This is a genomic window from Nonomuraea sp. NPDC050328, assembly GCF_044459405.1.
In the GTDB taxonomy this organism is placed as follows: Bacteria; Actinomycetota; Actinomycetes; order Streptosporangiales; family Streptosporangiaceae; genus Nonomuraea.
In genome coordinates this window covers 381318-408064 of the sequence record NZ_JBITIW010000006.1, presented here as the reverse complement: position 1 = coordinate 408064, position 26747 = coordinate 381318, and the positions used below count along the sequence as shown (strand labels likewise).

At 73.1% G+C, this 26747-nt stretch carries 27 protein-coding genes, 1 tRNA gene and 1 pseudogene; 12 read left to right on the top strand and 17 right to left on the bottom strand.

What is annotated here, in order from left to right:
- Window positions 1–58 precede the first annotated feature (58 nt).
- A complete protein-coding gene (locus tag ACIBG7_RS24550; protein ID WP_357927708.1) occupies window positions 59–892 on the bottom strand; it encodes an SDR family NAD(P)-dependent oxidoreductase in 834 nt (277 codons plus the stop codon).
- Between the two features lie 103 nt (window positions 893–995).
- On the bottom strand, window positions 996–3242 hold the full coding sequence (locus ACIBG7_RS24545; RefSeq protein WP_357927710.1) for a helix-turn-helix domain-containing protein: 2247 nt from the start codon (window positions 3240–3242) through the stop codon (window positions 996–998).
- 122 nt (window positions 3243–3364) lie between these two features.
- Between ACIBG7_RS24545 and ACIBG7_RS24540 the strand changes: the two genes are divergently transcribed.
- Window positions 3365–6196 carry a helix-turn-helix transcriptional regulator gene (locus tag ACIBG7_RS24540; protein ID WP_397337685.1) on the top strand — a complete coding sequence of 944 codons (2832 nt, stop codon included), beginning with the start codon at window positions 3365–3367 and terminating at the stop codon, window positions 6194–6196.
- A 30-nt stretch (window positions 6197–6226) separates the two neighbouring features.
- Window positions 6227–7054 (top strand): alpha/beta hydrolase, encoded by an 828-nt coding sequence (locus ACIBG7_RS24535; RefSeq protein WP_357927714.1) that lies wholly within the window; start codon window positions 6227–6229, stop codon window positions 7052–7054.
- A gap of 15 nt (window positions 7055–7069) precedes the next feature.
- Here ACIBG7_RS24535 and ACIBG7_RS24530 read toward each other — a convergent pair whose 3' ends face one another.
- Entirely contained in the window at window positions 7070–7723 is a 654-nt protein-coding gene (locus ACIBG7_RS24530) for a sigma-70 family RNA polymerase sigma factor (protein WP_397337684.1), read from the bottom strand.
- Between the two features lie 297 nt (window positions 7724–8020).
- On the opposite strand from ACIBG7_RS24530, the gene ACIBG7_RS24525 reads away from it, so the two are divergent.
- The 3 genes from ACIBG7_RS24525 (at window position 8021) to ACIBG7_RS24515 (ending at window position 10113) form a co-directional block, all read left to right on the top strand.
- Complete coding sequence (locus ACIBG7_RS24525) at window positions 8021–8839, top strand: alpha/beta fold hydrolase (protein ID WP_397337683.1); 819 nt, start codon at window positions 8021–8023, stop codon at window positions 8837–8839.
- A gap of 116 nt (window positions 8840–8955) precedes the next feature.
- The gene (locus ACIBG7_RS24520; RefSeq protein ID WP_397337682.1) at window positions 8956–9246 is read left to right on the top strand and encodes a WhiB family transcriptional regulator; all 291 of its coding nucleotides are present in this window, start codon (window positions 8956–8958) and stop codon (window positions 9244–9246) included.
- A 36-nt stretch (window positions 9247–9282) separates the two neighbouring features.
- Complete coding sequence (locus tag ACIBG7_RS24515; RefSeq protein ID WP_357927721.1) at window positions 9283–10113, top strand: alpha/beta hydrolase; 831 nt, start codon at window positions 9283–9285, stop codon at window positions 10111–10113.
- 75 nt (window positions 10114–10188) lie between these two features.
- Here ACIBG7_RS24515 and ACIBG7_RS24510 read toward each other — a convergent pair whose 3' ends face one another.
- The 9 genes and pseudogenes from ACIBG7_RS24510 to ACIBG7_RS24470 all read right to left on the bottom strand — a co-directional run bounded on the left by ACIBG7_RS24510 (window position 10189) and on the right by ACIBG7_RS24470 (window position 17141).
- On the bottom strand, window positions 10189–11100 hold the full coding sequence (locus ACIBG7_RS24510; protein WP_357927723.1) for a sigma-70 family RNA polymerase sigma factor: 912 nt from the start codon (window positions 11098–11100) through the stop codon (window positions 10189–10191).
- Window positions 11101–11219: 119 nt separating this feature from the next.
- A complete protein-coding gene (locus ACIBG7_RS24505; RefSeq protein WP_357927725.1) occupies window positions 11220–11435 on the bottom strand; it encodes a hypothetical protein in 216 nt (71 codons plus the stop codon).
- A gap of 22 nt (window positions 11436–11457) precedes the next feature.
- On the bottom strand, window positions 11458–12204 hold the full coding sequence (locus ACIBG7_RS24500) for an SDR family oxidoreductase (RefSeq protein ID WP_357927727.1): 747 nt from the start codon (window positions 12202–12204) through the stop codon (window positions 11458–11460).
- 101 nt (window positions 12205–12305) lie between these two features.
- Window positions 12306–14030 (bottom strand): L-aspartate oxidase, encoded by a 1725-nt coding sequence (locus tag ACIBG7_RS24495; protein ID WP_397337681.1) that lies wholly within the window; start codon window positions 14028–14030, stop codon window positions 12306–12308.
- A 36-nt stretch (window positions 14031–14066) separates the two neighbouring features.
- Complete coding sequence (locus ACIBG7_RS24490; RefSeq protein WP_397337779.1) at window positions 14067–14474, bottom strand: low temperature requirement protein A; 408 nt, start codon at window positions 14472–14474, stop codon at window positions 14067–14069.
- A gap of 53 nt (window positions 14475–14527) precedes the next feature.
- Window positions 14528–15256 (bottom strand): annotated as a pseudogene (locus tag ACIBG7_RS24485) (low temperature requirement protein A); the annotation flags it as partial.
- Between the two features lie 180 nt (window positions 15257–15436).
- A tRNA-Lys gene (locus ACIBG7_RS24480) sits at window positions 15437–15510 on the bottom strand.
- Window positions 15511–15555: 45 nt separating this feature from the next.
- Entirely contained in the window at window positions 15556–16473 is a 918-nt protein-coding gene (locus ACIBG7_RS24475) for a nucleoside hydrolase (protein ID WP_357927732.1), read from the bottom strand.
- A gap of 275 nt (window positions 16474–16748) precedes the next feature.
- Window positions 16749–17141, bottom strand: coding sequence for an OsmC family protein (locus tag ACIBG7_RS24470; protein WP_357927733.1), 393 nt, complete (start codon window positions 17139–17141; stop codon window positions 16749–16751).
- A 53-nt stretch (window positions 17142–17194) separates the two neighbouring features.
- On the opposite strand from ACIBG7_RS24470, the gene ACIBG7_RS24465 reads away from it, so the two are divergent.
- Window positions 17195–17515, top strand: a complete 321-nt coding sequence (locus ACIBG7_RS24465) for a hypothetical protein (RefSeq protein ID WP_397337680.1) — start codon at window positions 17195–17197, stop codon at window positions 17513–17515.
- Between the two features lie 52 nt (window positions 17516–17567).
- Window positions 17568–18194, top strand: coding sequence for an FAD:protein FMN transferase (locus tag ACIBG7_RS24460; RefSeq protein ID WP_357927737.1), 627 nt, complete (start codon window positions 17568–17570; stop codon window positions 18192–18194).
- On the opposite strand, the gene ACIBG7_RS24455 is transcribed toward ACIBG7_RS24460, so the two are convergent.
- The gene (locus ACIBG7_RS24455) at window positions 18191–18493 is read right to left on the bottom strand and encodes a hypothetical protein (protein WP_357927739.1); all 303 of its coding nucleotides are present in this window, start codon (window positions 18491–18493) and stop codon (window positions 18191–18193) included. The genes ACIBG7_RS24460 and ACIBG7_RS24455 overlap by 4 nt on opposite strands.
- Before the next feature lie 42 nt (window positions 18494–18535).
- Between ACIBG7_RS24455 and ACIBG7_RS24450 the strand changes: the two genes are divergently transcribed.
- The 3 genes from ACIBG7_RS24450 to ACIBG7_RS24440 are packed head-to-tail and all read left to right on the top strand — an operon-like array spanning window position 18536 to window position 21421.
- Window positions 18536–19729: a cation:proton antiporter gene (locus ACIBG7_RS24450; protein ID WP_397337679.1), complete on the top strand. Its 1194-nt coding sequence runs from the start codon at window positions 18536–18538 to the stop codon at window positions 19727–19729.
- 4 nt (window positions 19730–19733) lie between these two features.
- Window positions 19734–20111, top strand: a complete 378-nt coding sequence (locus ACIBG7_RS24445) for a phage holin family protein (protein ID WP_357927743.1) — start codon at window positions 19734–19736, stop codon at window positions 20109–20111.
- A gap of 2 nt (window positions 20112–20113) precedes the next feature.
- Window positions 20114–21421 (top strand): aromatic amino acid ammonia-lyase, encoded by a 1308-nt coding sequence (locus ACIBG7_RS24440; RefSeq protein WP_397337678.1) that lies wholly within the window; start codon window positions 20114–20116, stop codon window positions 21419–21421.
- On the opposite strand, the gene ACIBG7_RS24435 is transcribed toward ACIBG7_RS24440, so the two are convergent.
- On the bottom strand, window positions 21408–22391 hold the full coding sequence (locus ACIBG7_RS24435) for a LacI family DNA-binding transcriptional regulator (protein WP_357927747.1): 984 nt from the start codon (window positions 22389–22391) through the stop codon (window positions 21408–21410). The two genes, ACIBG7_RS24440 and ACIBG7_RS24435, sit on opposite strands and share 14 nt — an antisense overlap.
- Window positions 22392–22531: 140 nt before the next feature.
- Between ACIBG7_RS24435 and ACIBG7_RS24430 the strand changes: the two genes are divergently transcribed.
- Both ACIBG7_RS24430 and ACIBG7_RS24425 read left to right on the top strand, forming a co-directional pair.
- Window positions 22532–23404, top strand: a complete 873-nt coding sequence (locus ACIBG7_RS24430; protein WP_397337677.1) for an amidohydrolase family protein — start codon at window positions 22532–22534, stop codon at window positions 23402–23404.
- Entirely contained in the window at window positions 23388–23876 is a 489-nt protein-coding gene (locus tag ACIBG7_RS24425; protein ID WP_357927749.1) for a cysteine dioxygenase family protein, read from the top strand. The genes ACIBG7_RS24430 and ACIBG7_RS24425 overlap by 17 nt, the downstream gene beginning before the upstream one ends.
- Here ACIBG7_RS24425 and ACIBG7_RS24420 read toward each other — a convergent pair.
- From ACIBG7_RS24420 to ACIBG7_RS24410, 3 genes are read right to left on the bottom strand one after another with little or no spacing between them, the layout of a single operon-like run.
- Entirely contained in the window at window positions 23857–24822 is a 966-nt protein-coding gene (locus ACIBG7_RS24420; RefSeq protein WP_397337676.1) for a glycerophosphodiester phosphodiesterase family protein, read from the bottom strand. The two genes, ACIBG7_RS24425 and ACIBG7_RS24420, sit on opposite strands and share 20 nt — an antisense overlap.
- Window positions 24823–24836: 14 nt before the next feature.
- Window positions 24837–25478 (bottom strand): (2Fe-2S)-binding protein, encoded by a 642-nt coding sequence (locus tag ACIBG7_RS24415; protein WP_357927752.1) that lies wholly within the window; start codon window positions 25476–25478, stop codon window positions 24837–24839.
- A 34-nt stretch (window positions 25479–25512) separates the two neighbouring features.
- Entirely contained in the window at window positions 25513–26649 is a 1137-nt protein-coding gene (locus ACIBG7_RS24410; RefSeq protein WP_357927754.1) for an MFS transporter, read from the bottom strand.
- Window positions 26650–26747: the final 98 nt, after the last annotated feature.

Genomic DNA, 26747 nt, shown 5'->3' with positions numbered 1-26747 from the left:
GTGGGGTGTGTGCGGGTGGGGTATGTGCGGGTCCGGGTGTCGGGCGCCGGGTGGCCGGTCATCGGACCGATGGCGGCCGGTGGCCGTTCCAGCCGTTCTGACCGTTCCAGCCGTTCTGGTCGCTCTGGCTGTTCTGGGTGGGTGGCTCGTGGGGGGCGTCCGTGCTGAGCGACACCGGCCGCCACGCGTCGAGGTCCTGCGCCACCCGTTCGAGCTTGGCCTCGACGGCCGCGACCGCGTCCGCCCCGAGGTGCAGCCGCATCGGCGGGTCCTCCGCCTCCAGCAGGTCGACGATCGCCGCACCCCCCTTGACCGGGTCACCCCCCTTGCCCCGGTCCGAGGGAAGAGCCCTGAGGCGGCCCAGTTCCACGACGGTGACGCGGATCCCTGCCTCGGCGAGCTCGGCACGGAGGGCCTCGCTCACCGCCTCGACCGCCGCCATCGACGCGCCGTACCAGCCCGCGCCGGCCGGGGTGGAGAACCCCGCCACGGACCCGACCACGACAAGGCGGCCGGTCCGCTGCGCGGCGAGCACGGGCAGGACCGCCCGCACCACCGCGAGCAGCCCGAACACGTTCACGTCGAACAGCGCACGAGCCTGCGCCTCCGTCATCTCGGCGAACGGCGCGCGAACGGTGCGGACGGCGTCATGGACGAGCACGTCGATCCGCCCGAACCGGCGCATCGAGCGCTCCACGGCCGCCGCGGGCGCCTCCGGACGGCGCACGTCGAGCCCCAGTGGGAGCACCTCCCCGGCCAGACCGGCGAAGGCCGCCGTCACCGCCGTGCGGTCACGGCCCGTCGCGACCACCCGGTGCCCACGCCGCAGCGCTTCGCGGGCGACCTGATGGCCGATGCCCCGCGCGGCCCCCGTGACGAACCAGACCGCCATACGTCCTGCCCGATGTCGGCCTCCCCCGGCGGGAGGCGGTGCCGTCCACCGTGCCATCGGAACGCGAGGCGGCACATCGCACGAACGTGCGATGTTCACCGGTTCACGCCGCCAGCTCCTCCAGCTCGACGAGGATCGCGTCGGCCCGCTGGACGTCACCCGAGAGCCTGAACTGCCGGGCCGCCTCGGCGAACGCCGCGCGGGCCTCGCCGGCCCGGCCGACGTGCCACAGCGCGCGAGCCAGGTTGAGCCGGGAGCGGCCGAACGCCAGGCCGATCGGATGCGCCTGGAGTTCGATCAACGCCTGCTCGTAGGAGTCGATCGCCTCGGCCCAGCGCCCGAGCTCGGCGTAGTTGTCGCCGAGGTGGTCCAGGGCGGTCCCGAGGCTGAACGCGACGATCGCCGGCGAACCGCCGTACTCCGGGTCGCGCAGGGTGGCCACCAGCGCCAGGTTCCGCTCCAGCGACTCCTCGCGCCGGCCCAGCCTGCGCAGGACGGAGATGTGCCCGGTCTCGGCCTGGGGATAGCCCTCGAGGTCGCCGGCCTGGCGGAGCAGTTCGCCGGCCCGGGAGATGTAGTCCAGCTCGCGGGCCCAGTTGGCCGGGTCGTCGTCGATCGCCCAGGTCGCGTAGACCAGCGCCCAGCCCTGCTGGCGGAGGTCGCCGATCTCCTCGGCCAGGGCCATGGCCCGCAGCGCGGCGGCCTCGGCCTCGGCCGCCCGGCCTTCGCAGATCCGCAACGCCCAGGACAGGTAGTTGAGGTGGACCGCCTCCTGCAGCTTGTCGCCCATGGCACGGGCCGCGGTCGAGGACAGCTCGAAGATCTCCCGCCAGTTCCCCCAGGCGATCCACTGGTCGGAGAACCAGTGCATCGACTCGGCCACCTCGACCACCGTGGCGTGCTCGCCCCGGCGGGCGGCCGAGCGCAGGGCCTCCAGCCAGGCCGTGCCCTCGGTCTGCAGCCAGTCGCCCGCCTCCTCCCGGCTGCCGAGGCTGACCAGGGAACGCCAGCCGGGGGGCGGCGCGCCGTACTCGGGCTCGAACCAGCGGCCGGCCACCACCGCGGTCTCCAGCAGCCATGCCTCCATCCTCCGGCGGCCCCGCTCGCGCACCTCCTCGGTCTCCTCCGCCGCGAGCCGGGCGCGGCTGTAGAGGCGGACCAGGTCGTGGAAGCGGTACCTGGCCGGGTACGGCGACTGCAGCAGGCCGAGCTCGGTCAGCTCCTCCAGCGCGTCCTCGGCGTCGTCCAGGTCGAGCTTGGTCAGCACCGCGGCCAGGGGCACGCCGAAGGTGGGCGCGGCGGTCTCGGCCAGCCAGCGGAACGCCTGCCGGGCCGTGGGGCTGAGCTGCTCGTAGGAGAGGGCGAAGGCCGCGGCGACGTGCAGGTCTCCGGCGGTGAGATGGTCGAGGCGGCGCTCCTCGTCGCCCAGCCGCGCGGAGAGCTGCTTGATCGTCCAGCCGGGACGGCTCTGCAGCCGGTTGCCCGCGATGCGCAGCGCGAGGGGCAGGTGCCCGCAGAGGCGGGCCACTTCCTCGACGGCGTCGGGCTCGGCGGCCGCCCGGTTCTCCCCGACGATGGACAGCAGCAGGGCGGCCGCGTCGTCCGCGCCGAGCTGGGCGAGCGGGATCCGGTGCACGCCTTCGAGGCCGCCGAGCGGACGGCGGCTGGTGACGATGGTCATGCTGGGGCCGTCCGAGACCAGGAAGGGACGGACCTGTGCCTCGTCGGCGGCGTTGTCGAGCACGATGAGGCAGCGCCGGCCGGCGAGCTGGGCGCGGTACAGCCCGGCGCGCTCGTCCTCGTCGGCGGGGATGCGCCGCTCGGGTGTGCCGAGCGCCTTCAGCAGCCGCGCCAGGCCGCTCGAACTGTCCAGCGGAACCGCGTCCATGCCGCGCAGGTCGAGGAAGAAGCGGCCGTCGGGGAACAGGTCGGCGAGCTGCCCGGCGGCGTGGACGGCGAGCGCGCTCTTGCCCATGCCCGCCACGCCCCAGACGGCCACCGCCACGGCGTCGCCGGAATCGCGTGGGACCAGGCCGCGCAGCAGGCCGAGTTCGTGCTCGCGGCCGGTGAAGTCCCCGATGCGGCGGGGCAGCTCGCACAGGCCGGTGCCGGCGGGAGCCGGCCGGGGACGTCCTTCCCTGGCCGCGTCGAGGAGCGCGTCGTGATCGTCGGGCGAGAGCTGCAGCACCTCGGCGAGCGCGGCGACGGTGCGGCGCTGCGGGCCGCGGCTGACCCCGCGCTCCATGTCGCCGATGGCACGCACGCTCACCCCCGAGGCGTGCGACAGCTCCTCGATCGTCAGTCCGGCCGCCTGACGATGCGTTCTGAGCAGCGCACCGAAACCCGTCACCTCATGCCTCCCGGTTCAGGCAGAGGGCGGACCGCCTACTTCTGCCTGTCGTTCCGCCTCGTCGCAAACCACCACGGTTGCTTCCATTGTCCTACGCGACTTCTCCCGGAACGGACGTGCACATGAGCCGCACCAGCCTGGCGACAGCGGGCTTCGCCCCTTCCGAGCCCACCCCGTCCAGCCCCGCCGGCGCCGCCCCGGCGCTGCCGCTGCGTGGGCGGGAGGCGGAGCTGCGCGTACTACGCGACCGGCTGCACGCCCTGCGCCGGGGGTCGGGCGGCGCCGTCCTCATCGAGGGGCCCCAGGGCGCGGGCAAGTCCAGGCTGCTCGCCGAGGTCGCCGAGCTGGCCACGAGCCAGGGCCTGAGCGTCCACGCCGGGGCCGGTACGAGGGAGGGCCACGCCGTCCCGTTCGCTCCGCTGCTGGACGCGCTGCTGGCAGGCCGCGAACCGCTGGTGGCGCGGCGGCGGCTCCTGGCGCTCAGCGCGGCGGTGGACCAGCGGTTCTGGCTGCTGCGCGAGCTGCAGCACGAGCTGGAGCGCGCCGCTTCCGAGGCGCCGCTGGTGATCGTCATGGACGATCTGCAGTGGTGCGACGCGGCCACGCGAAGCGCGTTGCGCGCGTTGCCGTCCCGGCTGGCCGGCTGCCCCATCCTGTGGGTTCTGGCCACCCGTGAGCACCAGCAGCCGGGCGCCTCGCGGGCCTGGCCGGCGGAGCGGCTGGTGTTGCGGCCGCTGTCGGCGGAGGCCGTGGCGCTCCTGGCCCACGACCTCCTGCGGGCCGTGGCCGAGCCGGCCCTGCTGGAGCTCGCCCGCAAGGCCGACGGTCGCCCGATGCTCCTGGTCGAGCTGCTCAACGGCATCCGTGAGGAAGGCGCGATCACCGTCGCGGACGGGATCGCCCGGCTGCGCGAGGCCGGGCGGATGCCGCTCCGCTTCCGCTCGTCGGTCCGGCACCGGCTCGACCAGCTCTCGCCGCTGGCCCGGGACAGCGTGCGCTTCGCCGCGATGCTCGGTCCCGACGTGGACGTCGAGGTCCTGGCCGAGTTGCTGCGCTGCTCGGCGGTCGACCTCATCGGCCCGCTGCAGGAGGCCCTGCGCGCCGACCTGCTGACCGACCGGCACGGACGGCTCGCGCTCAGGAACGACCTGGTCCGTGAGGCGGTCCGGGTCGGCGTGCCGGCGGCGTTCCAGGATCTCGTGCGCCGCCAGGCCGTCGATGTCCGGCTGCGCCGGGGCGCGGCGGTCATGGAGGTCGCCGGCGACCTCGCCGCGGTCGCGCGGCCCGGCGACCACGAGGCCGTCTCGCTGCTGCGCCGGGCCGCCACCGACCTCGCGGGCCACTCCCCCGCCACGGCCCTGGACCTCAGCGTCCGCGCCACCGGCCTGGCCCCCGCCGACCACCCCGACCGCCCGGCGCTGATCGCCGAGACCGTCGTCCTGCTGTGGCTGGCCGGCCGCGAGGCGGACGCGCTGGCCATGGCCGAGGACACGCTCGCCGGCCCGCTCGCCCCCGAGTCCGAAGCCCTCGTACGGCTCAGCCTCGCCCGGGTGTCCGGCGGGCGTTCGCCCCGCGAGGCGCTCCGGCAGTGCGACCTGGCCCTGGCCCTGACCGGCCCGTCGCCCGCGACCCGGGCCCAGCTGCTCGCGTTGCGGGCGCTCCTGCTCGCCCTGGCCGGCGAGGGCGAGGACCTCGGCCGGGGCGCCGAGTCGGCGGTCTGGACACTCGACTCCCGCGGCAACCACGCCGTCGAGGCCACCGCGATCGCCCTCGGCGCCCTCGACGCCGTCCAGCGCATGGACTGGGGGCGGGCCTTCGACCGCCAGGACGAGGCGGTACGGCTCGCCACCGGCGTCGGCGTCCTGCACTCGCTGTGGCTGCCCGACCCGTCGTGGAAGAGCCTGCTCTGGGGATCGACCGGCCGGCCGGAACGCGGGCTGGAGGAGGCCGACGCCGGGCTGCGCCAGGCCCGCGAGCACGGACGCGCCGCCGCGGCGGCCACCTGGTCGATGTACCGGGCGCGCCTCCTGCTCGACGCCGGACGGCTGGCCGAGGCCCGCGCCGAGGCGCAGTCGGTCCTGGCCGGCGGGGAGCGCGGCGCCCTCGCCGACCTCACCGCCGGGTACGCGCTCGGCCGGGCCGCGATCCACGCCGGCGACCAGCAGGGCGTGGCCACGTTCGCCGCGGAGGCCCGGCGCATGACGGAGGAGGGGACGGCGTTCACCGCGCGGGCCGGATCCTGGCTGCTCGCCCTGGCCGCCGACGCCGGCGACGATCCTGGCTCGGCCCTGGCCCACGCGCACGCCGCCGTCACCACCCCGGGCGGCGAGCTCACGGCGACGCCCCTGGACCCCGCCGACGACGTGGTCTTCGTGCGCATCGCCCTCCAGGCCGGGGACCGCGAGTCGGCGGCCCGGATGGTCCGGTTGACCGAGGAGCGGGCCGCCCGCAACCCGGAGTTCCCCTTCTTCGCCGCACTCGCCGCGCACGCCCGCGGCCTGCTCGACGGGGACGCCGCCCGGCTCGCCCGCGCCGGCGAGGAGCTCGGCGGCTTCGCCAGGCCGCTCGTGCGGGCCTCGGCCCTGGAGGATGCCGGCCGTACGCTGGGAGCGAGCGATCCGAAGGCGGCCGTCCGGCACCTGACCGCGGCGCTCGACCTGTACGAGGCGGCCGGCGCCCAGCGCGACGCGGCGCGGCTGCGGCGCAGGCTGCGCGAGGCCGGGATCCGCCGCCGCGGCCGGGCGTCCGGCGCGACCCACGGCTGGGGCGCGCTGACCGCCGCCGAGCTGCAGGTCGTCCGGCTGGTCGCGCAGGGAGCCACCAACCGCCAGGTCGCCGAGCGGCTGTTCCTCTCGCCGCACACGGTCAACACCCACCTGCGCCATGCCTACACGAAGCTCGACGTCAACTCGCGCGTCGAGCTCACCAGGGTGGTCGTCGAACACGACGGCTGACCGCGACATCGGAAAGGAGGCGGCGGCCTCATGGCTCACCTGCCAGGCGGCGCCACCCGTGGCCGTACCCCGGCCGACCTCTGCTACGAGGACTACGGTGACGGCCGTCCCGTCCTCATGCTGCACGACTGGCCGCTGTCCAGGCACATGTGGGCGGCGCAACTGCCGGCGCTGGTGGAGGCGGGGTACCGGGCGATCACCTACGACCGGCGAGGGTTCGGCGACTCCGGGCGGCCGTGGGACGGCTACGACTACGACAGCCTGGCCGGCGACCTGCGCCACGTGATCGAGCGGCTGGACCTGGGCGAGGTGACCCTGGTCGGGGCCGGGATGGGCGCGGCGGAGATCGTCCGCTACCTCACCCGGTACGGCCCGGCGGGGATCAGGGGCGTGGTGCTGGCGGGGGCGGCGCTGCCGTACCTCTACCGCTCCTACGACAACCCGCGCGGCCCCTGGTCGCCGGAGCTGTTCGACCGGATGCGGACCCGGCTGGGCGCCGACCGGTTCGCCGAGCTCGACGCCTACACCTCGAAGATGTTCGAGGCGGACGGCCGGGTGCTGCTGAGCGACGCCCACCGCGGCCACTACCGGACGCTGGGCACGAGCGCGGCCCCGCACGCGCTCGACGCCGCGCTGGCCACGCTGGCCCGCAGCGACCTGCGCCACGAGCTGGCGCTCCCGGTGCCCGCGCTGGTCGTGCACGGGGAGCACGACGAGATCGCCCCCTTCGAGGCGACCGGCGCGCTGGTCGGGGCCGGCACGGTCGAAGTCATCCAGGGCGCGCCGCACGGCTGCCAGACGACCCATCCGCTGCGGTTCAACCGCGCCCTCCTGCAGTTCCTGGCGCAGGGCCGATGACGCCGGCCGCCTGCCTCAGCGTGCCTTCCTGACCGGGAGCGCGGCGGCCAGCAGTTCCTCCAGCGGGGCCAGCTCACCGTCCTGGGCGGCGGCGGAGAAGGCACGCACCAGCCGGCGGTGGGCGACGCCGTCCACCCGCTGGCGGCGCCCGCCGCCGAGGCGCTCGCCGGCGCGGCGGACGAGCTGGCGGGCGTGGTCGGCGCCGAGCTGGAGCACCTCCGCGATCTGCCGGTAGGGGTAGTCGAAGGCCTTGCGCAGCAGGTAGGCGCCCCGCTCGGCGGGCGTCAGGCGCTCCATCAGCAGGCGGACCGCCGCCTCGATCGCCTCGTGCCGTTCCGCCACCGTGTCCAGGCCGTCGGCCGGGTCGGGCGGTTCGGGCAGACAGGGACCCGCCGCGCTCTCCCGGCGCTTCCACGCGGACTGGGTCACGTTGATCGCCAGCCGGGTGGTCGTCAACGCGAGGAACGCCGGCGGATTGTGCACGGCCGAGCGGTCGGTGCGTTCCCAGCGCAGCCAGGCCTCCTGCACCACGTCCTCGGCCTCGGCGGCGTCGCCGAGGAACTGCCTGGCGATGGCGTGGAGGCGGGGCCGGGCGGAGGTGAAGACGGCGGCGTCGGCGTCGCGGGGGCAGTCCAGGACGGTCAGGGCGCGGGCGCGGAAGTCGGGCATGGGCGGTCTCCAGTCGAGAGGTCGGCGCCGGTCGGTGGGCCCAGGAAACGCCGCACCGGATCGGCCGACATCGCACGGATGCGTGACCCCGCACGCGGGCGCCAAGGCGGATCTGGAGCACGGGCCGGGGCCTCGCCCCCGATCGGGGCGGGCGCACGGCCGCTGAAGAGCGGCAGAGCGACCTCAAGTCTTCGTGCGATGTCGCGCGGGGCGGCGGCTGGAACGGTGGGACACAGGCCGGCGGCGACACCCGAGCCGCCGGAACTCCCCGCCAGAACCCCTGAGAAAGGTGTTGTCATGCTTCGACGATCGACTGCCCTGCGAGCCGCGGCCCTGGCCGTCGGCCTGGCCTCCGTCACGCTCTCCACCACCCCCGCCCTGGCCGGCGAGGAGGCGCGCAAGCTGCCCACGGTGGTGCTCGTCCACGGCGCCTTCGCCGACGCGAGCAGCTGGAACGGCGTGGTGTCCCGGCTGCAGGAGCGCGGCTATCCGGTGATCGCCGCCGCCAACCCGCTGCGCAGCCTGTCCGGCGACGCCGAGTACATCGCGAGCGTCGTCAAGAACGTCGAGGGCGGCGTCATCCTCGTCGGCCACTCCTACGGCGGCACGGTCATCACCAACGCCGCCCGCAACGCGCCCAACGTCAAGGCGCTCGTGTACGTCGCGGCCTACCTTCCGGAGGAGGGCGAGAGCACGCAGACCGCGCTCGACCCCGCGAAGTTCCCCGGCAGCCTGCTCGGCCCGGCCACGCTGGACCAGCGCCCCTACCGTGACACCGCGGGTGAGGGCGTCGACCTGTTCATCAAGCAGGCCAGCTTCCGCGAGGTCTTCGCCGCCGACCTGCCCGTCGCGCAGAGCCGGGTCATGGGCGCCACGCAGCGGCCGTTCGCCGTCGCCGCCTACACCGGCGTCTCCGCCGCGCCCGCCTGGAAGACGGTTCCGAGCTGGGCGCTCGTCGCCACCCAGGACCGGGCGATCGACCCGGACGGGCAGCGCTGGATGGCCGCCCGTGCCAAGGCCCACACCGTCGAGGTGAAGTCCTCGCACGCGGTCTCGGTCAGCCACCCGGGCGCGGTCACCGACGTCATCGTCGCCGCGGCTCGCCGTACTCGCTGAGCCCGGGCGGACCGGCCCGCGAGGGGGCGGGCCGGCCTCTGCGCGACAACACGATCCGGCTCCACGTGGGCGGGCCGGATCACCTTCCCACCGGCACCGACCACCGGACGGCGACCATGATCATCGATCGGCGGCACGAGGCCGCCTCCGGCTCCACGCCGAGCCTGGGCTGGACGGCCCACGCGGCGTGCAGCACCAGCGATCCCGACCTGTTCTTCCCGCTCACCTGGGAGGGACTGCCGGCTGGGCGCAGCGACACCGCCCGGCTCATCTGCCTGGGCTGCCCGGTCCGGCTGCCCTGCCTGACCTGGGCGGTCGAGACCGGCGAGCCCGACGGCATGTGGGGCGGCACCACCCCGGCGGAGCGCCGCCGGCTCCGCCTCCGGCTCGAACGCGCGGGCGTGTGACCACACCCCGTTCCCACCTCCAGAGATAGGACTGACATGCCCTTCATCAAGGTCGGCCAGGAGAACTCCCGGCCCGTCGAGCTGCACTACGAGGACCACGGCAGCGGCCGTCCGGTCGTGCTCATCCACGGGTATCCGCTGAACGGCGACTCGTGGGAGAAGCAGGAACGCGCGCTGCTGGAGACCGGCCACCGGGTGATCACCTATGACCGCCGCGGCTTCGGCCGGTCGAGCCGGCCCGTCGGCGGCTACGACTACGACACCTTCGCCGCCGATCTCAACGCCCTGCTGGAGCGGCTCGACCTGCTCGAGGTCACCCTCGTCGGGTTCTCCATGGGCAGCGGCGAGGTGACCCGTTACCTCGGCGCCTACGGATCCGGCCGGGTGAGCAAGGCGGTGCTGATCGCCCCGCTGCAGCCGTACCTGCTGAGGACCGAGGACAACCCGGCCGGTCTGGACGCCTCGGTCTTCGAGAACACCATGAAGGCCGCGGAGGCCGACCGGTTCGCCTTCCTGAAGTCGTTCCTCGACGACTTCTACAACATGGACGTGCTGGGCGGCACCCTGGTCAGCGAGCAGGCGTGGCAGGCCAGCTTCCAGGTCGCGGCGGCCGCCTCGGCCACCGCGACGGTCAAGTCCGTCCCGACCTGGGCCACCGACTTCCGGGGCGACCTGGCGGCGTTCGATGTGCCCACGCTGGTCATCCAGGGCGACCAGGACCGCATCCTGCCGATCGACGCCACCGGCAACCGGCTGGAGGGCCTGATCGAGGACCTGCGGTACGTGGTCGTCGAGGGCGGCCCGCACGCCATCGGCTGGACCCACGCCGACCAGGTCAACGCGGCCCTGCTCGACTTCCTGAAGTAACACCCGAGACGCCGCCGGCGCCGTCCCTGTCCCGGGGGCGGCGCCTTCGGCATGTGAGCAGACGATCCCGCGGGCTCAGCGGCCCGTCCGGGTGCGCGAGCGCTCGAAGGTCTCGATCTTGTCGGGGCTGACCACCCACAGGAGCTGGTGGATGCCCTCCGGCGAGGCGTCGATGGTCAGCAGTGCCCGGCCGTGGCGGCCGCGCGGGACGAGGACGGCGGGCCGGCCGTTCAGCTCCACCCAGTCCGGCTCGACGCCCTGCCAGAAACGCGGCGCGAACGCCGCCATGAACCGCGCCACCCGGTTGCGGCCCGGCACGGGGAAGCGGGCCGCGCCCCTCAGGCCGTTGCCATCGGAGGTGCTGACCACGTCCGCGGCGAAGAGCGCTTCGAGCCCGGCCACGTCGCCGTTCCTGGCGGCGTCGAGGAAGGCCGCCAGCAGGCGCCGGTGCTCGGCCCGGTCGACCGGCTCGTGCCGGACGGCGGTGAGGTGCTTCCGCGCCCGGCTGACGAGCTGGCGGACGTTGGCCGTGCTGAGCCGCAGGATCTCGGCGATCTGCGGGTAGGGGTAGTCGAAGGCCTCACGCAGGACGTAGGCCGCGCGCTGGGCGGGGGTGAGCCGTTCGAGCAGCAGCAGGAAGGCCAGTTCGAGGGCTTCGCCGCGTTCGGCGCCGACGGTCGGGTCGAGGCTGGTGTCGATCGGGTCGGGCAGCCAAGGCCCGACGTAGGCCTCCCGGCGGACCGGCGCCGACCGGGCGAGGTTGATGGACAGCCGGGTGGCGATCAGGGCGAGGAAGGCGGGCGGGTTCTCCACCACCGACCGGTCGGTGGCCTGCCAGCGCAGCCACACCTCCTGGACGACGTCCTCCGCCTCGGTCGCGCTGCCCAGCATGCGGTAGGCGATGCCGAACAGCCGAGGCCGCAGCTCGACGAAGGCCGAGGCCGCCGCTTCGAGGTCGTCCGCCTCCGCCGGGAGCCCGATCTGCATCTCGGCCCGCGCCTCCACCTCGTCGTCAGCCCGCCACGCGCTCCAGGCGTCGAGGCACCACGAGGGAATCGTACGGCGCGCCGCGGCGTCTCCCGCACGGAGACGCCGCCCGCCACGTGTCAGACGAGGTCGTCGCGCCGGTGGCCCTCCTCCAGCGCCTCGACCGCGTCGTGCAGGCCGCGCAGGCCGATCTCCTCGCGCTCGACGTCGGCCGGGTCGAACCTCCACTCGGTGATCGGGAGAGCCATCTCCTCCTCGGGCCGGCTCGACTCGGCGATGGTCAGTTCGACCTCGACCTCGACCCTGAGCTCGACCAACGCCTCGTTCTCGTGCATCTCTTCCTCCAGGTGCGAGTGATCAGGCATTACGGTCGAGCCAGCCGCGGTAGGTGGTCGTGCCGAGCGTCGCACCGTCGTCCGGCACGAGCGTGCGCTCGCCCGGCACGCTGCCGAAGTAGCGGGCGCGCGGGTCGGTGACCACCTCGCGCTCGTCGCCCCAGGCAGCCAGCGCCTTGCGGAAGAACTCGTCCATCCGGTCCTGCTGCGGGCCGCCGACCTCGACGCGGCCGTTCAGCGGGGCGCCGAGCGCCACCCGGCCGACGGCCTCCGCCACGTCGTCGCCCGCCACGGGCTGGAAGCGCACGGGCGCGATGCGCACCTCGCCGTCCACGGTCGCCTCGTCGGCGATGCTCCGCACGAACTCGAAGAACTGCGTCGCGTGCACCAGCGAGTACGGCACGCCGGAGTTCTCGATCAGCCGCTCCTGGGCGATCTTCGCCGCGAAGTACCCGTTCTCCGGCATGCGCTCGGTGCCCACGACGGACAGGGCGACGTGGTGTCCGACCCCCGCGGCCACCTCCGCCGCCAGCAGGTTCCGCGTCGAGGTGACGAAGAAGTCCATGACCGCCGATGGCTCGAAGGAGGGCGAGTTCGACACGTCGACCACCACCCGCGCCCCGGCCAGGACCTCGCCGAGCCCCTCCCCGGTCAGGGTGTTCACGCCCGTGCCCGGCGAGGCCGCCACCGCCTCGTGGCCCTGCTCGCCGAGCTGTTTCACCAGTTTCGATCCGATCAGCCCGGTACCGCCGATCACCACGATCTTCACTGCCGACCCCCTTCTGGCTGCCGGGGCGCACCACGCGGCACCCGGTCACCAGCTAAGACAAGGCAGCTCCCGAAGCTGTGACACCGGCCGGGCGGTCTTCGCTACTCGACGAGCTTGCCGTCGGCGGAGACCTCCGCCATGAGCGTCGCGATCTCGGCGGGCACGGGCGCGATCGCCTCGCGCTCGACGGCTCCCGGCCCCGACCAGACGAGGTTGACGCGCAGCGCGGGGTCCGCCTCGGGGTAGTCGGAGCGGTTGTGGCAGCCTCGCGTCTCCCGGCGTTCGAGGGCGGTCTCGACGGTGGCCCGGGCGGCCAGCAGTGACGACTTGAGGTCGAAGGCGTGCGCGAGATCCTGGAATCCGGCGAGGTCGGGGTGCACGCCCAGCCCGTCCAGCCGGGCCTCGACCTCGTCGAGCTCGGCCAGTCCCTTGCGCAGGCCGGCATCGTCGCGGACGACGCCGGCGTGCTCGGTCATGGTGTCGCGCAGCGTGCGTTGCAGGACGCGCACGTTCTCCGGCCCGTCGGCGGCGAGCAGGCCGTCCACCTCGGCGCGGGCCTCGGCCAGGGCTTCGGCCGAGCGGCGCTGGGCGGTCAGCCCCGCCGAATGGGCGGCGGCGGCTTGGCCGGCGAGCCTGCCGTACACCAGCAGTTCGATGAGCGAGTTGCCACCGAGCCGGTTGGCGCCGTGCAGGCCGCTGGCCGCCTCGCCGATCGCGTACAGGCCGTCGACGTCCGTGCGATGGTCGGCTGGGCGGACCCACACACCGCCCATCGAGTAGTGCGCGGTGGGCGCGACCTCGATCGGCTCCTTGGTGATGTCGCGCATCTGCAGTTCCAGCAGCGTCTGGTAGACGCGCGGCAGCCGATTCATGATCGTCTCTCTGGGCAGGTGCGAGACGTCCAGCCACACCCCGCCGTCCGGGGTGCCGCGCCCCTCCTTGATCTCGGTGTAGGCGGCCAGCGCCACCCGGTCACGGGTGGACAGCTCCATGCGCTCGGCGTCGTATCGCCCCATGAACCGCTCGCCGAGCGCGTTGCGCAGGATCCCGCCCTCGCCGCGCGCCGCCTCCGAGACCAGCGTGCCGGCCACGTCCTCCGGCGCGATCAACCCGGACGGGTGGAACTGCACCAGTTCGGGATCGCGGAGGCGGCAGCCCGCCAGGACCGCCAGGCGGAAGGAGTCGCCGGTGTTCTCGTCCCGCCGGGAGGAGGTGCGCCGCCAGATCCTGGTGTGCCCGCCCGCGGCCAGGATGACCGCGTCGGCGTGGATGACGTAGCGGCTGCCGTCGGCCGGGTCGAACCCGTAGGCGCCGAAGACCGCCTGGTCGCGGACGAGCAGGCGGGTGATGTAGACCGAGTCGAGGATCGGGACGCCGAGCCGGGTGGCCCGGCCGACGAGGGTGCGCTGGATCTCCAGGCCGGTGTAGTCGCCGGCGAAGGCGGTGCGCCGGTGGGTGTGGGCGCCGAAGAAGCGCTGGGAGATGCGGCCGTCGGCCTCCCGGGCGAAGGGCATGCCGTACCGTTCGAGGTCCGCGATGCCGCGGGCGGCGTTCTCGGTGACGATCCGCACGATCTCGGGATGGGCCAGGTGGTAGCCCTCCTGGATCGTGTCGGCGGCGTGCTGCTGCCAGGTGTCCTCGGGGTCCATCGTGGCGAGCGCGGCGTTGATGCCGCCGGCGGCGAGCGCGGTGTGCGCGTCGGCCTTGAGCCGCTTGCCGACCGCGAGCACGTCGACCCGGCGTTCGGCCAGCTCGATCGCGGCCCGCAGTCCTGCTCCCCCGGTTCCTATCACCAGGACGGACGTGGCGATCCTGTGCTCGGTCATGGCTGTTCCTCCGGCGCGCGACGAGAGCGGTCGGCATCAAGACCGGACGGCGGCGCGTTCCGTGACAACCGCCCGCGAAACGGACCACAGCGTGGCGGCCAGGAGGGCCACGCAGGCCAGCGCGACGAGCACGACCACGGCGGCGACACCGGCCCATGCCGCCGTGAGCGGCAGCAGCAGGAGCGCGGCCAGGCAGAGCAGCAGGGCCGGCGCCCGCACGACCGGCGCGCCGGCGGCCAGCGCGTGGACCGCCCAGAGCGAGGCGAGGTAGCCGGCGGCGGGGATCGCGACGGCGTAGCCGATCGCCTGCGGCGAGGCCGCCACGTGGTGCCCGCTCTGCTCCACCGCGACCTCCAGCCCGGCGCCGAGGGCGGCCAGGGCGGCGAACACGCCGAAGTGCCCGTAGCCCACCAATAGGACCGGTGCCGCCGGTCGCTCAGCCATTGACCCGCCTCCACCAGGAAGTACAGCCACCAGAGCGTGAACAGCAGGATCAGCCCGGCCCCGGCGATCACGACGAACCGCCAGCCGACCTCGCCCGCCGCGAGCGCCCCTTCCACGCCCCTGCTGGCGGCCAGCACGCTCTCGCCGAGCAGGATGATCGTGAACAGGCCGTAGCGTTCGGCGATGTGGTGCGGGTGCCAGGTCGTGGGCCGCGCTCGTTCCGCCCACCACGGCACCGCCAGCTCCAGCGCGGCCAGCGTGAGGAAGAGCGGCAGGAGGGCGGAGCCGGGGAGCACGCCGCTGTCCGCCAGCGCCAGCCGGAGCAGCCAGCCCACCTGGGCGAGGCCGATGCCGAGGGCGTACCGCAACCCGGTGCGGCGGCCCTCAGGGTCCTCCAGCGCCGCCCGCACCCACTGCGCGATCAGCCCGGCGCGCATGACCAGGTAGCCCACCGTGATGATCGCCAGATCGCCGTCCTCGACCGCCGCGGGCACCCCGGCGGCCAGGACAAGCACCCCGGCCATCTGCGTCATCGTCAGCACCCGGTAAAGGACGTCGTCGGTGTCGTACGACGAGGCGAACCAGGTGAAGTTCATCCACGCCCACCAGATCGCGAAGAACACCTGGAGGAACGGCACCAGCCCGCCGAGCGCGTGCCCCTCGGCGACGGCGTGTGCGAACTGGGCGACCGCGGCGGCGACCGCCACCACGAAGGTGAGGTCGAACAGCAGCTCGAGCTGGCTCGACACCCGGTGCGGCTCGTCGATGGGCCGCGAGCTCATCCGCAGCCGGATCCGGACGGAGATGATGGGGGCAGGCACGGTGGAGCTCCTGTCGCTGTGCATGGGCCGGTCCGACACATGGACAAGACAGCAGGAGGATTTGTGACAAGCGGGGCGACGCGCTTGAGGCGCCGACACGAGAAAACCCCAGCTCAGTTCTGAGCTGGGGTTTTCCGTCTGTGCGCCGCCAGGGACTCGAACCCCGGACCCGCTGATTAAGAGTCAGCTGCTCTAACCAACTGAGCTAGCGGCGCTTGCGACGAGAAGAACTCTACCAGCCCTCAGCCACCACTCGCACATCACCCAAGCCGTTCGGCCAGCCTTTCGTAGGAGGCGATCAGCAGCTCCCAGAACCCGCCGACGTCCAGCCCGGTGGCCACCAGGGCGTTGCCGCCGTCGGCGGTGAAGCGGGTGACGGTCATGCCGGAGCTGAAGCGGCCGGCGGTCTCGACGTCGACCTGGGCCGGGGTGAGGTGGACGAGGCCGGGGTCGAGGGCGTAGGCGACGGCGACGGCATCGTGCAGGGCCGGGCCGCCGTCGGTGGTGACCTGGCCGTAGAACTGGCAGCAGGGCACGACGAGGTCGGCGAGCCGGCCCAGAGGGCGCATGCGGTCGAGGACGGCGGTGGTGACCAGGGCGGTGAGGGTGACGTCCAGGGTGATCTGGGTGACCTTCCAGCCGGCGCCGAAGACGATGGCCGCGGCCTCGGGGTCGGTGAGGATGTTGAACTCGGCGGCCGGGTTGGTGTTGCCGCGGGTGAAGGTGCCGCCCATGACGACCAGCTCGCGAGCCCATTCGACGATGCGGGGCTCCAGGCGTACGGCGAGCGCGATGTTGGTGAGCGGGCCGACGGCGACGAGGGTGATCTCGCCGGGGCGGGCGCGCAGGGAGGAGATGATGAAGTCCACCGCGTGCCCCGGGTCGGCGCCGCGGGCGGGGGCGGGGAGGTCGACGCCGGCCAGGCCGTTGTCGCCGTGCACGTGCGCGGCGTGGATCTGGTCGCGGAGCAGGGCGCGGCCGGCCCCGGCGTGCACCGGGACGTCGCCGAGCGCCAGGAACTCCCGCAGGGCCAGGGCGTTGGCGGTGGTCCGGTCGAGCCCGACGTTCCCGGCGACCGTGGTCACACCGACCAGTTCCACCGAGGGGGAGCCGGCGAGCAGCGCCAGGGCCAGCGCGTCGTCGATGCCGGGGTCACAGTCGAGGATCAGAGCAGTCATAGGACAAAAGTAGAGGCCGGGCGGCCTCCCCCAAGAACCGCCCGGCCGGTACAAAAGCGGAGGCCGGGTGGTCTCCCCCAAGAACCACCCGGCCTCCCAGATGCGGTCCAGGCCGGTACTTTCCCCCAAAGCACCGGCGGCCCCGCAAAGCAGACAGCGGTCCCCCTCCGCGTCCGCATCGGCAAAAGTCTGCAAGTCAGTCGCAGCACCCTTGACCTGCTACCACGCTACCGAGCGGAACGTCACGGACGGTTCATAACCCGGCATAAACGCCCCTAAGGAAGCTCCAGGTTCACCTTGGTCCCCTCTTGCAGGGAGCGGCTCACGGTGCAGTACTTCTCGTGCACCCGCTCTGCCACCGCGCGGTAGACCTGGTCGGCCGCCTCGGAGGGCAGCTCGACGTCGTAGGTGACGGTGACCGGCCCGAGCAGGTTCGGCTCGACCTTCTCCGACTCGACGGTCATGGCCAGCCGTACGAGCTGGTGTCCCCGCTTGGCGGTCAGCGGCTCGACGGTGACGATGTTGCACCCGCCGACCGCGGCCAGCAGGAGCTCGACCGGGGAGAAGACGCCCTCCTCGTCGCCGGCGCCGATGCGCACCTCGGCGCCTCGGGCGTTGACGGCGCGGAAGCCGCCTTCGGTGGTTCGTTCGACGCGTACATTAGCCATGTCCACAGGAACCACTAAGAGCGCTCTCATCTTCCTGACGCACCGTCGAAGACATGACGAGCACCGTTCTGATCGCCGCCGACGTGGACGCCGCCGAGCTCCGCGCCCTGCTGGCCGACCTGCCGCCCGACGCGCCGGCCCTCGTCAGGACCGCCCGCGTGACCCCCGAGCTGCGCGAGCTCCAGGCCCGCCGCGGCGTGGTCCTGGTGGTCGGCGAGGAGCACGACCCGCGCGCCAAGGAGCAGGTGAGCGCCTCCGGCCTCAGCCGCCTGCTGCCCGACATCACCCGCCGCAAGGTACGGCTGGCCGGCCCGAAGCCCTTCCGCAGATACGTCCGCGGCTCACTCAAGCGCCTCCGGAGGCAAAGCGTTTAGCCCGGCCTTACGGTCGTTATGAAAGCGTGATCTCTGAGTCTGAGGAGGCAGAATGACGTTCCCTGGAACTGCCCGGATGGAAGTGGTCATGGGCATCCCGGTCATGGTGGACATCCGGACCGCGTTGCCGGAACGAGAGCTCGTTCCGGTCATGGCCGACGCGTTCGCCTGGCTGCGCTGGGCGGGCGAGACCCTGGCCCCGGAGATGGACCGCTTCCACGGCGGCCAGACCATCGAGCAGCTCCCCGAACTCATCGAGGTCCTGCACCGCTGCGACGAGTTGTACGAGGCCACCGGCGGCTGGTTCGACAAGGCGGATCATCCCGCCTACATAAGGGGCTGGGCGATCGAGCGGCTGTCGCGGGCGCTGACCAACGCCGGGGCGGTCGACCATCGCATCGACGTGGGCGGCGACATCCGCGTGCGCGGTTCGGCCTCGCCCGGACGGGCGTGGCGGATCGGCGTGCGCGACCCGCGCGAGGGCACCGTCCGCCGGGTGCTGAGCGCGCACGACCTGGCCGTGGCCACGGTGGACGAGGTCACCGTCTGCGGGCCCGACCTCGGGGTGGCCATGGCCTGGGCGCTCGCGCTGCCGCGGATGCGCCCGGCCGCCGCACGGCTGCCGGGCGCCGACTACGAGGTGATCGCCTCCTCCGACGAGGGGCTCCTGGTCGGCTAGGCGTCCGGATGCTGGGCGAGGTACTCGACGTACACCGGTTTGAGCGCCTCGCCGAGCTCGCCTTCACCGGCCGCCATGGCGTCGCTGAGCAGGGCCGACACCCGGCTGAGGTCGTTGGCCGACTCCCCGCCGTGACCGCTGGCGGCCTCGGCCGCCGGGATCACCTTGAGCAGGTCCCACAGGAAGGCGAAGTCCCCATGGCGTACGGCATAGCGCACGGCGCGCTCGTGCAGCTCGCTGGTGGGCAGGGCTTCCAGCTCCTCGACGTCCATGGTTGCGCTGTTCCCGCGAAACAGCATGAGTAACGACTACCCGGCGTAATCGTTGGGCACATAGCGTGCATGTCCGATCATGCTCTGACCAGCGTGCTGGTGGTGGCGCTGGCGGCGATGCTCGCGCCGATCCTGGCCGCGGCGTCGGCACGCGTGGTGCGGGTGCCGAACGTGGTGCTGGAGATCCTGCTGGGCGTGCTGGTCGGACCGGTGGTCCTGGGCTGGGTGCGGGTGGACGGACTGGTCGCCGCGATCTCCGACTTCGGCCTGGCGATGCTGATGTTCATGGCCGGTTTCGAGATCGAGTTCCAGCGCATCCGCGGGCGGCCGATCCGGCTGGCGGTGCTCGGCTGGCTGATCTCGCTGGCCGCCGGGATGGCGATCGGCCTGGCGTTGTTCGGGTTCGGGACCGCCGCCCAGGTGATCGGCCTGGCGCTGACCACGACCGCGCTGGGGACGATCCTGCCCATGGTGCGCGACGCCGGCGCGCTGGGCTCGCCGTTCGGCGGGCGGGTGCTGGCCATGGGCGCGCTCGGCGAGTTCGGGCCGATCGTGGTGATGGCCTTCGTCTTCTCCGAGGACGAGAAGATCCACACCGTCCTGGTCATCGCGCTCTTCGCGCTGATCGCGATCGCCGCCGCGGCCTGGGCGGCCCGGCCGCGCGATCCCCGGCTCGGCGAGCTGGTCAGCGTCACCATGAGCACGAGCGGGCAGCTCGGCGTGCGGATCGTCATGTTCGTCCTGGTGCTGATGCTCTGGCTGGCCGCCACCTTCCGGCTCGACGTGCTGCTCGGCGCGTTCGCCGCGGGCATCGTCATCCGGCTGGCGGTGAACTCCGGCCCGCCCGGCGAGGAGGAGATCGTCGCCTCGAAGCTCGACGGCATCGGCTTCGGGATGCTCATCCCCTTCTTCTTCGTGATCAGCGGCGTCACTTTGGACTTGAAGGCGATGTTCGCCAGTCCGGCCAGCCTGCTGCTGATCCCCGTCTTCCTGCTGCTGTTCCTGCTGGTCCGGGGCCTGCCGACCTACCTGCTCAACCGGCGCGACCCGGAGCTGCGGCCGGGCGAGCCGCGCGCGCTCGGGCTTTTCGCCGCCGCCGCGCTCCCACTCATCGTCGTGATCACCAACACTGGAGTAGAGGAGGGTGTGCTGACCACCAGCACCGCGGCGGCCATGGTGACCGCGGGTGTCATCAGCGTCATGATCTATCCACTGGCGGCCCTACGGCTCTATCGCGCCGCCGAGCAGAATGCGAGGATCTAGCAGCGTGAGATTCATCCTGAACATCCTGGCAGCCGCGGTCGCCTTCTGGGTGGCGACCAAGCTCCTGCCGGACGACATCGTCGTCAGCTCCACCGGGGGCACCGCCAAGTACTGGGGCACCCTGCTCATCGTGGCGCTGATCTTCGGCGTCATCAACGCGATCGTCAAGCCGATCGTCCAGGCCCTGGGCTGCGCGCTGGTCGTGCTCACCCTGGGGCTGTTCCTGATCGTCATCAACGCCGGCATGCTCATGCTGACGAGCTGGATCTCCGGGCAGCTCGACGTGCCCTTCACCGTGGAGACCTTCTGGCCGGGCGCCGTGCTCGGCTCGATCATCATCAGCGTGGTCACCTGGGTGATCGACCTGATCATCCCCGACTGACCATGGAACTGACCGGCTCGGGCCTGACCTGCGCGCAGCTCTACGCGGTGGCGTACGGCGGCGCGCGGGTGGGGCTCGGGCCGCTCGACCGGGCCTGGCGGGCCTGGGAGAGCGCGCAGGACCTCACCGGGCCGGTGTACGGCCAGAGCACCGGCGTGGGGGCCAACAAGGATGTCGACGTCGCCCAGGGCGGGTTCGACCTGCTGCGCAGCCACGCCGGCGGGGCCGGGCCGCTCGTGCCGGCCGAACGGGTGCGGGCGATGCTCGTGGTCCGGGCCAACCAGCTTCTCGCCGGCGGGTCCGGGGTGGATCCGCGGGTGCTTCCCGTCCTGGTCGAGGCGGTGAACGGCGGCTTCGTCCCGCCGGTCCGGACCTACGGCGCGATCGGGACCGGCGACCTCACCGCGCTGGCGACCACCGCGCTGTGTCTGCTCGGCGAACTACCGTGGCACGACCAAGCCGAAGGTCCGCGGTTCGCCCTCACGTCCGCCGACGCGCTGCCCTTCATCAGTTCGGGAGCCGCCACGCTGGCGGATGCCGCGCTGGCCTGCCACCAGGTGGCGCACCTGCTGGAGGCCGCCGTCACCGTCGCCGCGAAGGCGTTCGCCGCGGTCGGCGCCTCGCCGGAGCCGCTGGCGCTCGCCGTGCAACATGCCCGGCCGCAGCCCGGCCAGGTCGCCGCGGCCGAGGCGCTGCGGCCGATGCTGGGCGTCGAGGGGGCCAGGCTCCAGGACCCGTACGGCTACCGCGCCTTCGCCCAGGTGCACGGCGCCGCCCTCGACGCGGTGCGGCACGCCTGCCGTACCGTCGAGATCGACCTGAACGCCGCGGCCGAGAACCCGCTGATCGCGGAGTCGCTGGCCTGGCACAACGGCAACTTCCACGCCGCCTCGGTGGCGCTGGCGCTGGACACGCTCCGCGCGGCGGTGTGCTCGGTGGCGCAGTTGAGCGCGGCCAGGCTGGCCACGCTGATGGAGCCGGAGTACACCGGCAGGCTGCCCTTCCTGGCCGCCGCGCCGGGCGCGTCGGGGGCGATGATCCTGGAGTACGTGGCGCACGACGCGCTGGCCGAGCTGCGGCACCTGGCCGGCCTGGTGTCGACCGGGAGCGCGGTGCTGTCGCGCGGCGTGGAGGATCATGCCTCGTTCGCCACGCAGGCGGCCCGGCTGGCGCTGCGCTGCGTGGAGCCGCTGGAGATCGTGCTGGCCTGCGAGCTGGTCGCCGCCACCCGCGCACTGGGCACTCCCGGCCCCGACCGCCCGCTGGACGGCGAGCTCGACGCCGCGCGGGCGACGTTCAGAGCCCCTTGACCGACCCGCGCTCGATGAGGGTGGGCTGCTGGATGGAGCGCCGCCGCCGCATGGTGCCGTCGGCCGCGGCCACCACCAGCCGCACCGAGGAGCGGACGATCCCGTCGATGTCCCAGTCGACCGTGCTCAGCCCGGGGGTGAGCAAGGCGGACATCGGGTGGTTGTCGTATCCCATGACGGAGAGGTCGTCCGGGATGCTCCTGCCCAGCTCGGCCGCCGCCGCGTACACGCCGTAGGCGATGGAGTCGGCGAAGCAGAACACCGCCTGCGCGCCCGCCTCCAGCACCTCGCGGGCGACCGCGGTGGCCCCGCCGAGGTCCTGGGGCGCGGTGCGGACCTCGACGGCGAGGCCGAGCCGCTCGCCCTCGGCCAGCACGTGCACGTCGGCGGGCCGGTCGGGGGTGGAGGCCATGGTGGGCGTGAGCAGCACGATCCGGCGCTGGCCGAGCGCCAGAAGGTGTTCGAGGACGAGGGTCACGCCTCGCCGGTTGTCGAAGACGACTTCTCCGGCGGTTCCCGGCAGCGAGTCACCGATCGCCACGACCGGCACCGATTCGCACAACTCCGCCCAGAACTCCGCCGCCGGGTCGATCGGGTGGACGATCATCGCGTCCACCCGCTGGTCGCGCAGTTGCTGGGCGAGGGTCCGCTGGCGCGCGGGCTCACCGGCGGCGTCGAGGATGAGCGCGTAGCGGTCGTGGGCGAGCAGGCGGCGCCCGATGCCGACCACGAGCGCCTGCTGCCAGAGGTCTTCGAGGGAGCCGGCCAGCAGCCCGATGGTGCCGGTCTTGCCGCTCGCCAGCGCCCGGGCGATGGGATCGGCCTCGTAGCCGAGCTCGGCCGCGGCGGCGCGCACCCGGAGCATGGTCTCCTCGGAGACCTGCAGGCCACGCAGCGCGTACGACACAGCGGCGGGTGACAAGCCCGTCGCCTGTGCCACCTCACGGATCGTCGCTCGTTTCCGCGGCATCGGGCCAGCCTAACCCCCATTGACACAGAAGCGGGTGAAGCGGTTCACTGAACCGTATCACTGAACCGTTTCACACCGATGTGTTCCGCAACCGACCTGGTTTACCTATAAAATCAGTCGGAAATGAAGGGAGTGTGAGCATGGACGTGCACCAGCACCTCTGGACCCCGGCCTTCGTCGAGGCGCTGCGCCGCCGTGCCCGCGCTCCCCGGCTGGACGGCTGGACCCTGCTCCTGGACGGCGAACCGCCCTACGAGGTGGACCCCGCCGACCATGATCCGGCCACCCGCGAGACCGGCGGCCTGGCCCTCGTCTCGCTCTCCAGCCCGCTGGGCATCGAGGCGCTCCCGCCCGAGGAGGCCTGGCCGCTGCTCGACGCCTACCACGACGGCGCGCTCGCGCTCCCGGCCGGCTTCGGCGCCTGGGCCTCGACCTGCCACAGCGCGCCCGACCCCGACCGGCTGGCCGCCGACCTCGACCGGGGGTTCGCCGGGCTGCAGATCCCGGCGACCGCCGAACCGGCCGACGAGCTGCTCGCCGTACTGACCGAACGGGACCTGCCGCTGTTCGTGCATCCCGGACCGGCCGCCGGGCCGTCGCCCACGCCCTGGTGGCCGGCGGTCGTGCCGTACGTCCAGCAGATGCACGCCTCCTGGCACTACTTCCACGCGGTGGTCCGGCCCCGCCACCCCCGGCTGCGCGTCTGCTTCGCGCTGCTGGCCGGGCTGGCCCCGCTGCACTCCGAACGGCTGCTCGCCCGGGGCGGCCGCAGCGGCCGGGGGCGCGTCGACCCCGGCTTCTTCGTCGAGACCTCCAGCTACGGACCCAAGGCGATCGACGCGATCGTCCGCGAACTCGGCATCGACGTCGTCGTCAACGGCTCCGACGCCCCCTACGCCACCGCCCCCGACCTCGGGCCCGGCCTCGGCGAGGCCGCCGCCCACGCCATCCGCGTCACCAATCCGCATCGCCTCTTGCACGGAAGGAGATCCGCACGTGAACACGCTCCCTGAGCGCAACCTCGACCGGAGGGAGCTGCGAGACCTGGTGGAAGAACTCGCCGCCGATCCGGCGCGGTGGCAGGACCAGGTCGAGTTCCCCGAGGGCGAGGGGCGTCACTACGCCTCGCTCTACCGTGACGCCTACGTCGACGTCTGGCTGCTGTGCTGGCGGCCGGAGGACGACACCGGCTGGCACGACCACGACATCAGCTCCGGCGCGGTGCGGGTCGTGCGGGGCGCGCTCCTGGAGTGCAACCCGCGCATCGGCGGCCAGCACCTGGAGACGGTGGTCGGCGAGGGCCAGTCCTTCTCCTTCGGTCCCGACCACATCCACCGGCTGACCGGCGCGGTGGACCGCAGCGTCTCCATCCACGCCTACTCGCCGCCGCTGTGGCGGCTCGGCCAGTACTCCATCGACGACACCGGGCTCATGCGCCGCGTCTCGGTGAGCTACGCCGACGAGCTCAGGCCGATCGTCGCCTGAGCACCGCCGAGGCCAGACCCGGATCGTCGAAGAACGCGCCGTCGATCCCCAGATCGAGCAGCCGGCCGAGCCAGCCCGCCACGTCCCCGGTGGCGCGCTCGTAGGCCGGGCTGGCCGGGTCGCCCAGCCGGTGCTCCGGCGGGAGCTGCGAGTTCTCGTTCCTGATCGTCCAGACGTGCACCTGCAGCCCCGCCTCGTGGGCGTCGCGCACCAGCGTCGTCGGCTCGCCGTCGCGCACCACGCACCCGGTGTGCACGCCGATGCCGTCGGCGTAGGTCGCCACCTCGCGCAGGCCCTCGGGGGTGAGCAGCTCGTCGTAGCCGCGGGTCTCCTCCCCCGAGACCACCCAGTCGTACGGCCGGCCGCCCGCGTACATGAGCTGGATGAGCGGCAACGACGTCTTGCCCCGCAGTTCCCGCAAGTTGCCCACCTCGAAAGACTGCAGGAACACGCGGGGCACCGGCGTCGCCGCCAGCCGCTCCAGCATGAGATCCTCCAGCGGCAGACCGAGCGCGGAGAAGTGGCTGGGGTGCTTGGTCTCGGGGTAGACGCCCACCCCGTGCCGCCGGGCCAGCGCCAGCACCTCGTCGAAGGTGGGGATCTCGGCCAGCCCGTCGAAGGCGGTGTTGGCCGGCCGCAGCTCGGGCACGCGCTCGCACGCCCGCAGCGTCTTGAGCTCGGCGAGGGTGAAGTCCTCGGTGAACCAGCCGGTCACCGGCCGGCCGTCGATCTCCTTGGTGGCCCGCCGGTCGGCGAACTCCGGCCGGGCCGCCACGTCGGTGGTCCCGCTGATCTCGTTCTCGTGCCTCGCGACCAGCACGTGGTCGCGGGTGGCGACCAGGTCGGGCTCGATGTAGTCGGCGCCGAGGGCGATGGCGCACTCGTAGGAGAGCAGGGTGTGCTCGGGGCGCAGTGCGCTGGCTCCGCGGTGGGCGATGACGATCACACGGCGACGGTAGCTCAGCCCTTGGCGAGGATGCAGCAGGTGCCGCAGGGCTCCGCGTCCGGCAGGGTGATCCACAGGCAGCAGGTGCGGCGGAAGTAGCCGTCGCCGCCCGGCTGGATGAGGCCGTGCACGGGCGGGCCGATCCGCTCCAGCAGGCTCATGTAGTCGCCGGGGACGTAGACCTTCAGCGGGTGGGCCACGGCTTCGGCGGTGGAGCCCCACAGGGTGCGCTCGCCGACGCGGGCGATCGTGGACAGCCGCTTGACGAGGGGCTCCTGCGACTCCAGGAGGGCCGGGCGGATGTCGCCGGCGTCGCCCCAGGAGACCTCGCTCGCGCCCAGCGTGACGCCGGCGTCGGAGACCTTGAACCACGTGTCACGAAATTTCATGATCGGTACGTGGCCGTCCAGGGCCCAGCCGACCGCCATGGGCAGGGTGTGCCAGTAGGAGTAGGTCTTCCAGAACAACGCGGCCCCCACGTGCCGGGGCGCGTTCCAGCGGGCGGCGGTCTGGTCGACCAGGGCGTCGAGGTCGGGGCCGGACAGCAGCGCCGAGGCCGGGGTCCAGCTCTCGTCCGGCTCGATGACCAGGCCGGGCACCACGCCGAGCACCCCGCCCCGTTCCGCGGCGAACCGCTCCAGCACCGTGGTGAGCACCCAGAACCCCTTCCCTATATAGGCAAGGCTAACCTTAACGAGGCACAGGGCGTCCGGCGAGCCAGCCCGCCACCACCTGGATCAGGCAGAACGCCAGCCCCGCCAGCAGCGGCACGTCCCATCCCCCGCTGGCCTCGCGCAGCGCCCCGACCAGCACCGGACCGGCCGCCGCGAGCAGGTAGCCGGCCGACTGGGCGACCGCCGACAGCGCGGTGACCGACGCCGGGTCGGCCGCGCGCATGGTGATGATCAGCAGGGCCAGCGCCAGCGTCGCGCCCTGGCCGACGCCCAGCACGATCATCCACAACCAGGGCAGCACCGTGGGCGCCATGAGCACGCCCAGGTACCCGGCCACGGTCAGCAGGGTCGCCGCGACCACGTGCGGCACCTGCGAACCCCGGCCGCCGGCGTGCATGGGCGCGCCGAAGGTGCCCACGACCTGGGCCACGGCCGACAGGCTGAGCAGATAGCCGGCGTTCTCGGCCGAGACGCCCGACTCCTGGAAGATCGTCGGGAGCCAGGCGAGCATGATGTAGTAGGTCAGCGACTGCAGCCCCATGAAGGCCGTCACGTACCAGGTCACCCGGCTGCGCAGGATGGCGCGGAACGGCCTGGCCCCGCCGTTGCCGCCGGCCTGCCGGCCCAGCGCCTGGGGCAGCCAAAGCACCGCCGCCAGCAGGGCCGGGACCGCCGCGAGCGCCGAGACGCCGCGCCAGCCGTACCCGGTGAGCCGTTCCAGGGGGATCACGAAGGCGGAGCTCGCGGCGGCGCCCAGCACCAGCGCGGAGACGTAGACGCTGGTGAACGGGCCGACCCGGCTGGGGAAGTGGTGCTTGACGACGCCGGGCATGATCACGTTCATGATCGCGATGGCGGTGCCCGCGACGGCGGCGCCCAGGTACAGCAGGACGGGCCCGTCGAGGCTGCGGATCACCACGCCGACGGCGAGCAGCGCCAGGCCGGCCAGCAGCGTGCGGTCGACGCCGATCCGGCGGGCCAGCAGCGGGGCGAGCGGGCCGAAGACGCCCAGGCAGATCACCATCACCGTGGTGATGGCGCCACCCCCGGCCGCGGTGAGGCCCACGTCGGTCATGATCTCGTCGAGGAGCGGGGACACGCCGGCGATGGCGGGACGGAGGTTGAGCGCCGCGAGCACGAGCCCGGCGACCAACAGAGCAGATCTCAGCCACATAGCGCGACTACTCTCCCATTCGCCGTAACGTGCTTGAAACCGGGCCGGGTAGGCGGCGTTGACAACGTTGTCTATGA

Bases quoted from the DNA above. Each gene is read 5' to 3' on its own strand.
- ACIBG7_RS24475 (WP_357927732.1), bottom strand. From the start codon at position 16,473: ATGACTGCTCTGATCCTCGACTGTGACCCCGGCATCGACGACGCGCTG.
- ACIBG7_RS24455 (WP_357927739.1), bottom strand. From the start codon at position 18,493: ATGCTGTTTCGCGGGAACAGCGCAACCATGGACGTCGAGGAGCTGGAA.
- ACIBG7_RS24495 (WP_397337681.1), bottom strand. From the start codon at position 14,030: ATGACCGAGCACAGGATCGCCACGTCCGTCCTGGTGATAGGAACCGGG.
- ACIBG7_RS24460 (WP_357927737.1), top strand. From the start codon at position 17,568: ATGACGTTCCCTGGAACTGCCCGGATGGAAGTGGTCATGGGCATCCCG.
- ACIBG7_RS24465 (WP_397337680.1), top strand. From the start codon at position 17,195: ATGACGAGCACCGTTCTGATCGCCGCCGACGTGGACGCCGCCGAGCTC.
- ACIBG7_RS24525 (WP_397337683.1), top strand. From the start codon at position 8,021: ATGCTTCGACGATCGACTGCCCTGCGAGCCGCGGCCCTGGCCGTCGGC.
- ACIBG7_RS24450 (WP_397337679.1), top strand. From the start codon at position 18,536: ATGTCCGATCATGCTCTGACCAGCGTGCTGGTGGTGGCGCTGGCGGCG.
- ACIBG7_RS24520 (WP_397337682.1), top strand. From the start codon at position 8,956: ATGATCATCGATCGGCGGCACGAGGCCGCCTCCGGCTCCACGCCGAGC.
- ACIBG7_RS24510 (WP_357927723.1), bottom strand. From the start codon at position 11,100: ATGCAGATCGGGCTCCCGGCGGAGGCGGACGACCTCGAAGCGGCGGCC.
- ACIBG7_RS24490 (WP_397337779.1), bottom strand. From the start codon at position 14,474: ATGGCTGAGCGACCGGCGGCACCGGTCCTATTGGTGGGCTACGGGCAC.
- ACIBG7_RS24530 (WP_397337684.1), bottom strand. From the start codon at position 7,723: ATGCCCGACTTCCGCGCCCGCGCCCTGACCGTCCTGGACTGCCCCCGC.
- ACIBG7_RS24435 (WP_357927747.1), bottom strand. From the start codon at position 22,391: ATGCCGCGGAAACGAGCGACGATCCGTGAGGTGGCACAGGCGACGGGC.
- ACIBG7_RS24540 (WP_397337685.1), top strand. From the start codon at position 3,365: ATGAGCCGCACCAGCCTGGCGACAGCGGGCTTCGCCCCTTCCGAGCCC.
- ACIBG7_RS24550 (WP_357927708.1), bottom strand. From the start codon at position 892: ATGGCGGTCTGGTTCGTCACGGGGGCCGCGCGGGGCATCGGCCATCAG.
- ACIBG7_RS24515 (WP_357927721.1), top strand. From the start codon at position 9,283: ATGCCCTTCATCAAGGTCGGCCAGGAGAACTCCCGGCCCGTCGAGCTG.
- ACIBG7_RS24505 (WP_357927725.1), bottom strand. From the start codon at position 11,435: ATGCACGAGAACGAGGCGTTGGTCGAGCTCAGGGTCGAGGTCGAGGTC.
- ACIBG7_RS24535 (WP_357927714.1), top strand. From the start codon at position 6,227: ATGGCTCACCTGCCAGGCGGCGCCACCCGTGGCCGTACCCCGGCCGAC.
- ACIBG7_RS24430 (WP_397337677.1), top strand. From the start codon at position 22,532: ATGGACGTGCACCAGCACCTCTGGACCCCGGCCTTCGTCGAGGCGCTG.
- ACIBG7_RS24440 (WP_397337678.1), top strand. From the start codon at position 20,114: ATGGAACTGACCGGCTCGGGCCTGACCTGCGCGCAGCTCTACGCGGTG.
- ACIBG7_RS24470 (WP_357927733.1), bottom strand. From the start codon at position 17,141: ATGGCTAATGTACGCGTCGAACGAACCACCGAAGGCGGCTTCCGCGCC.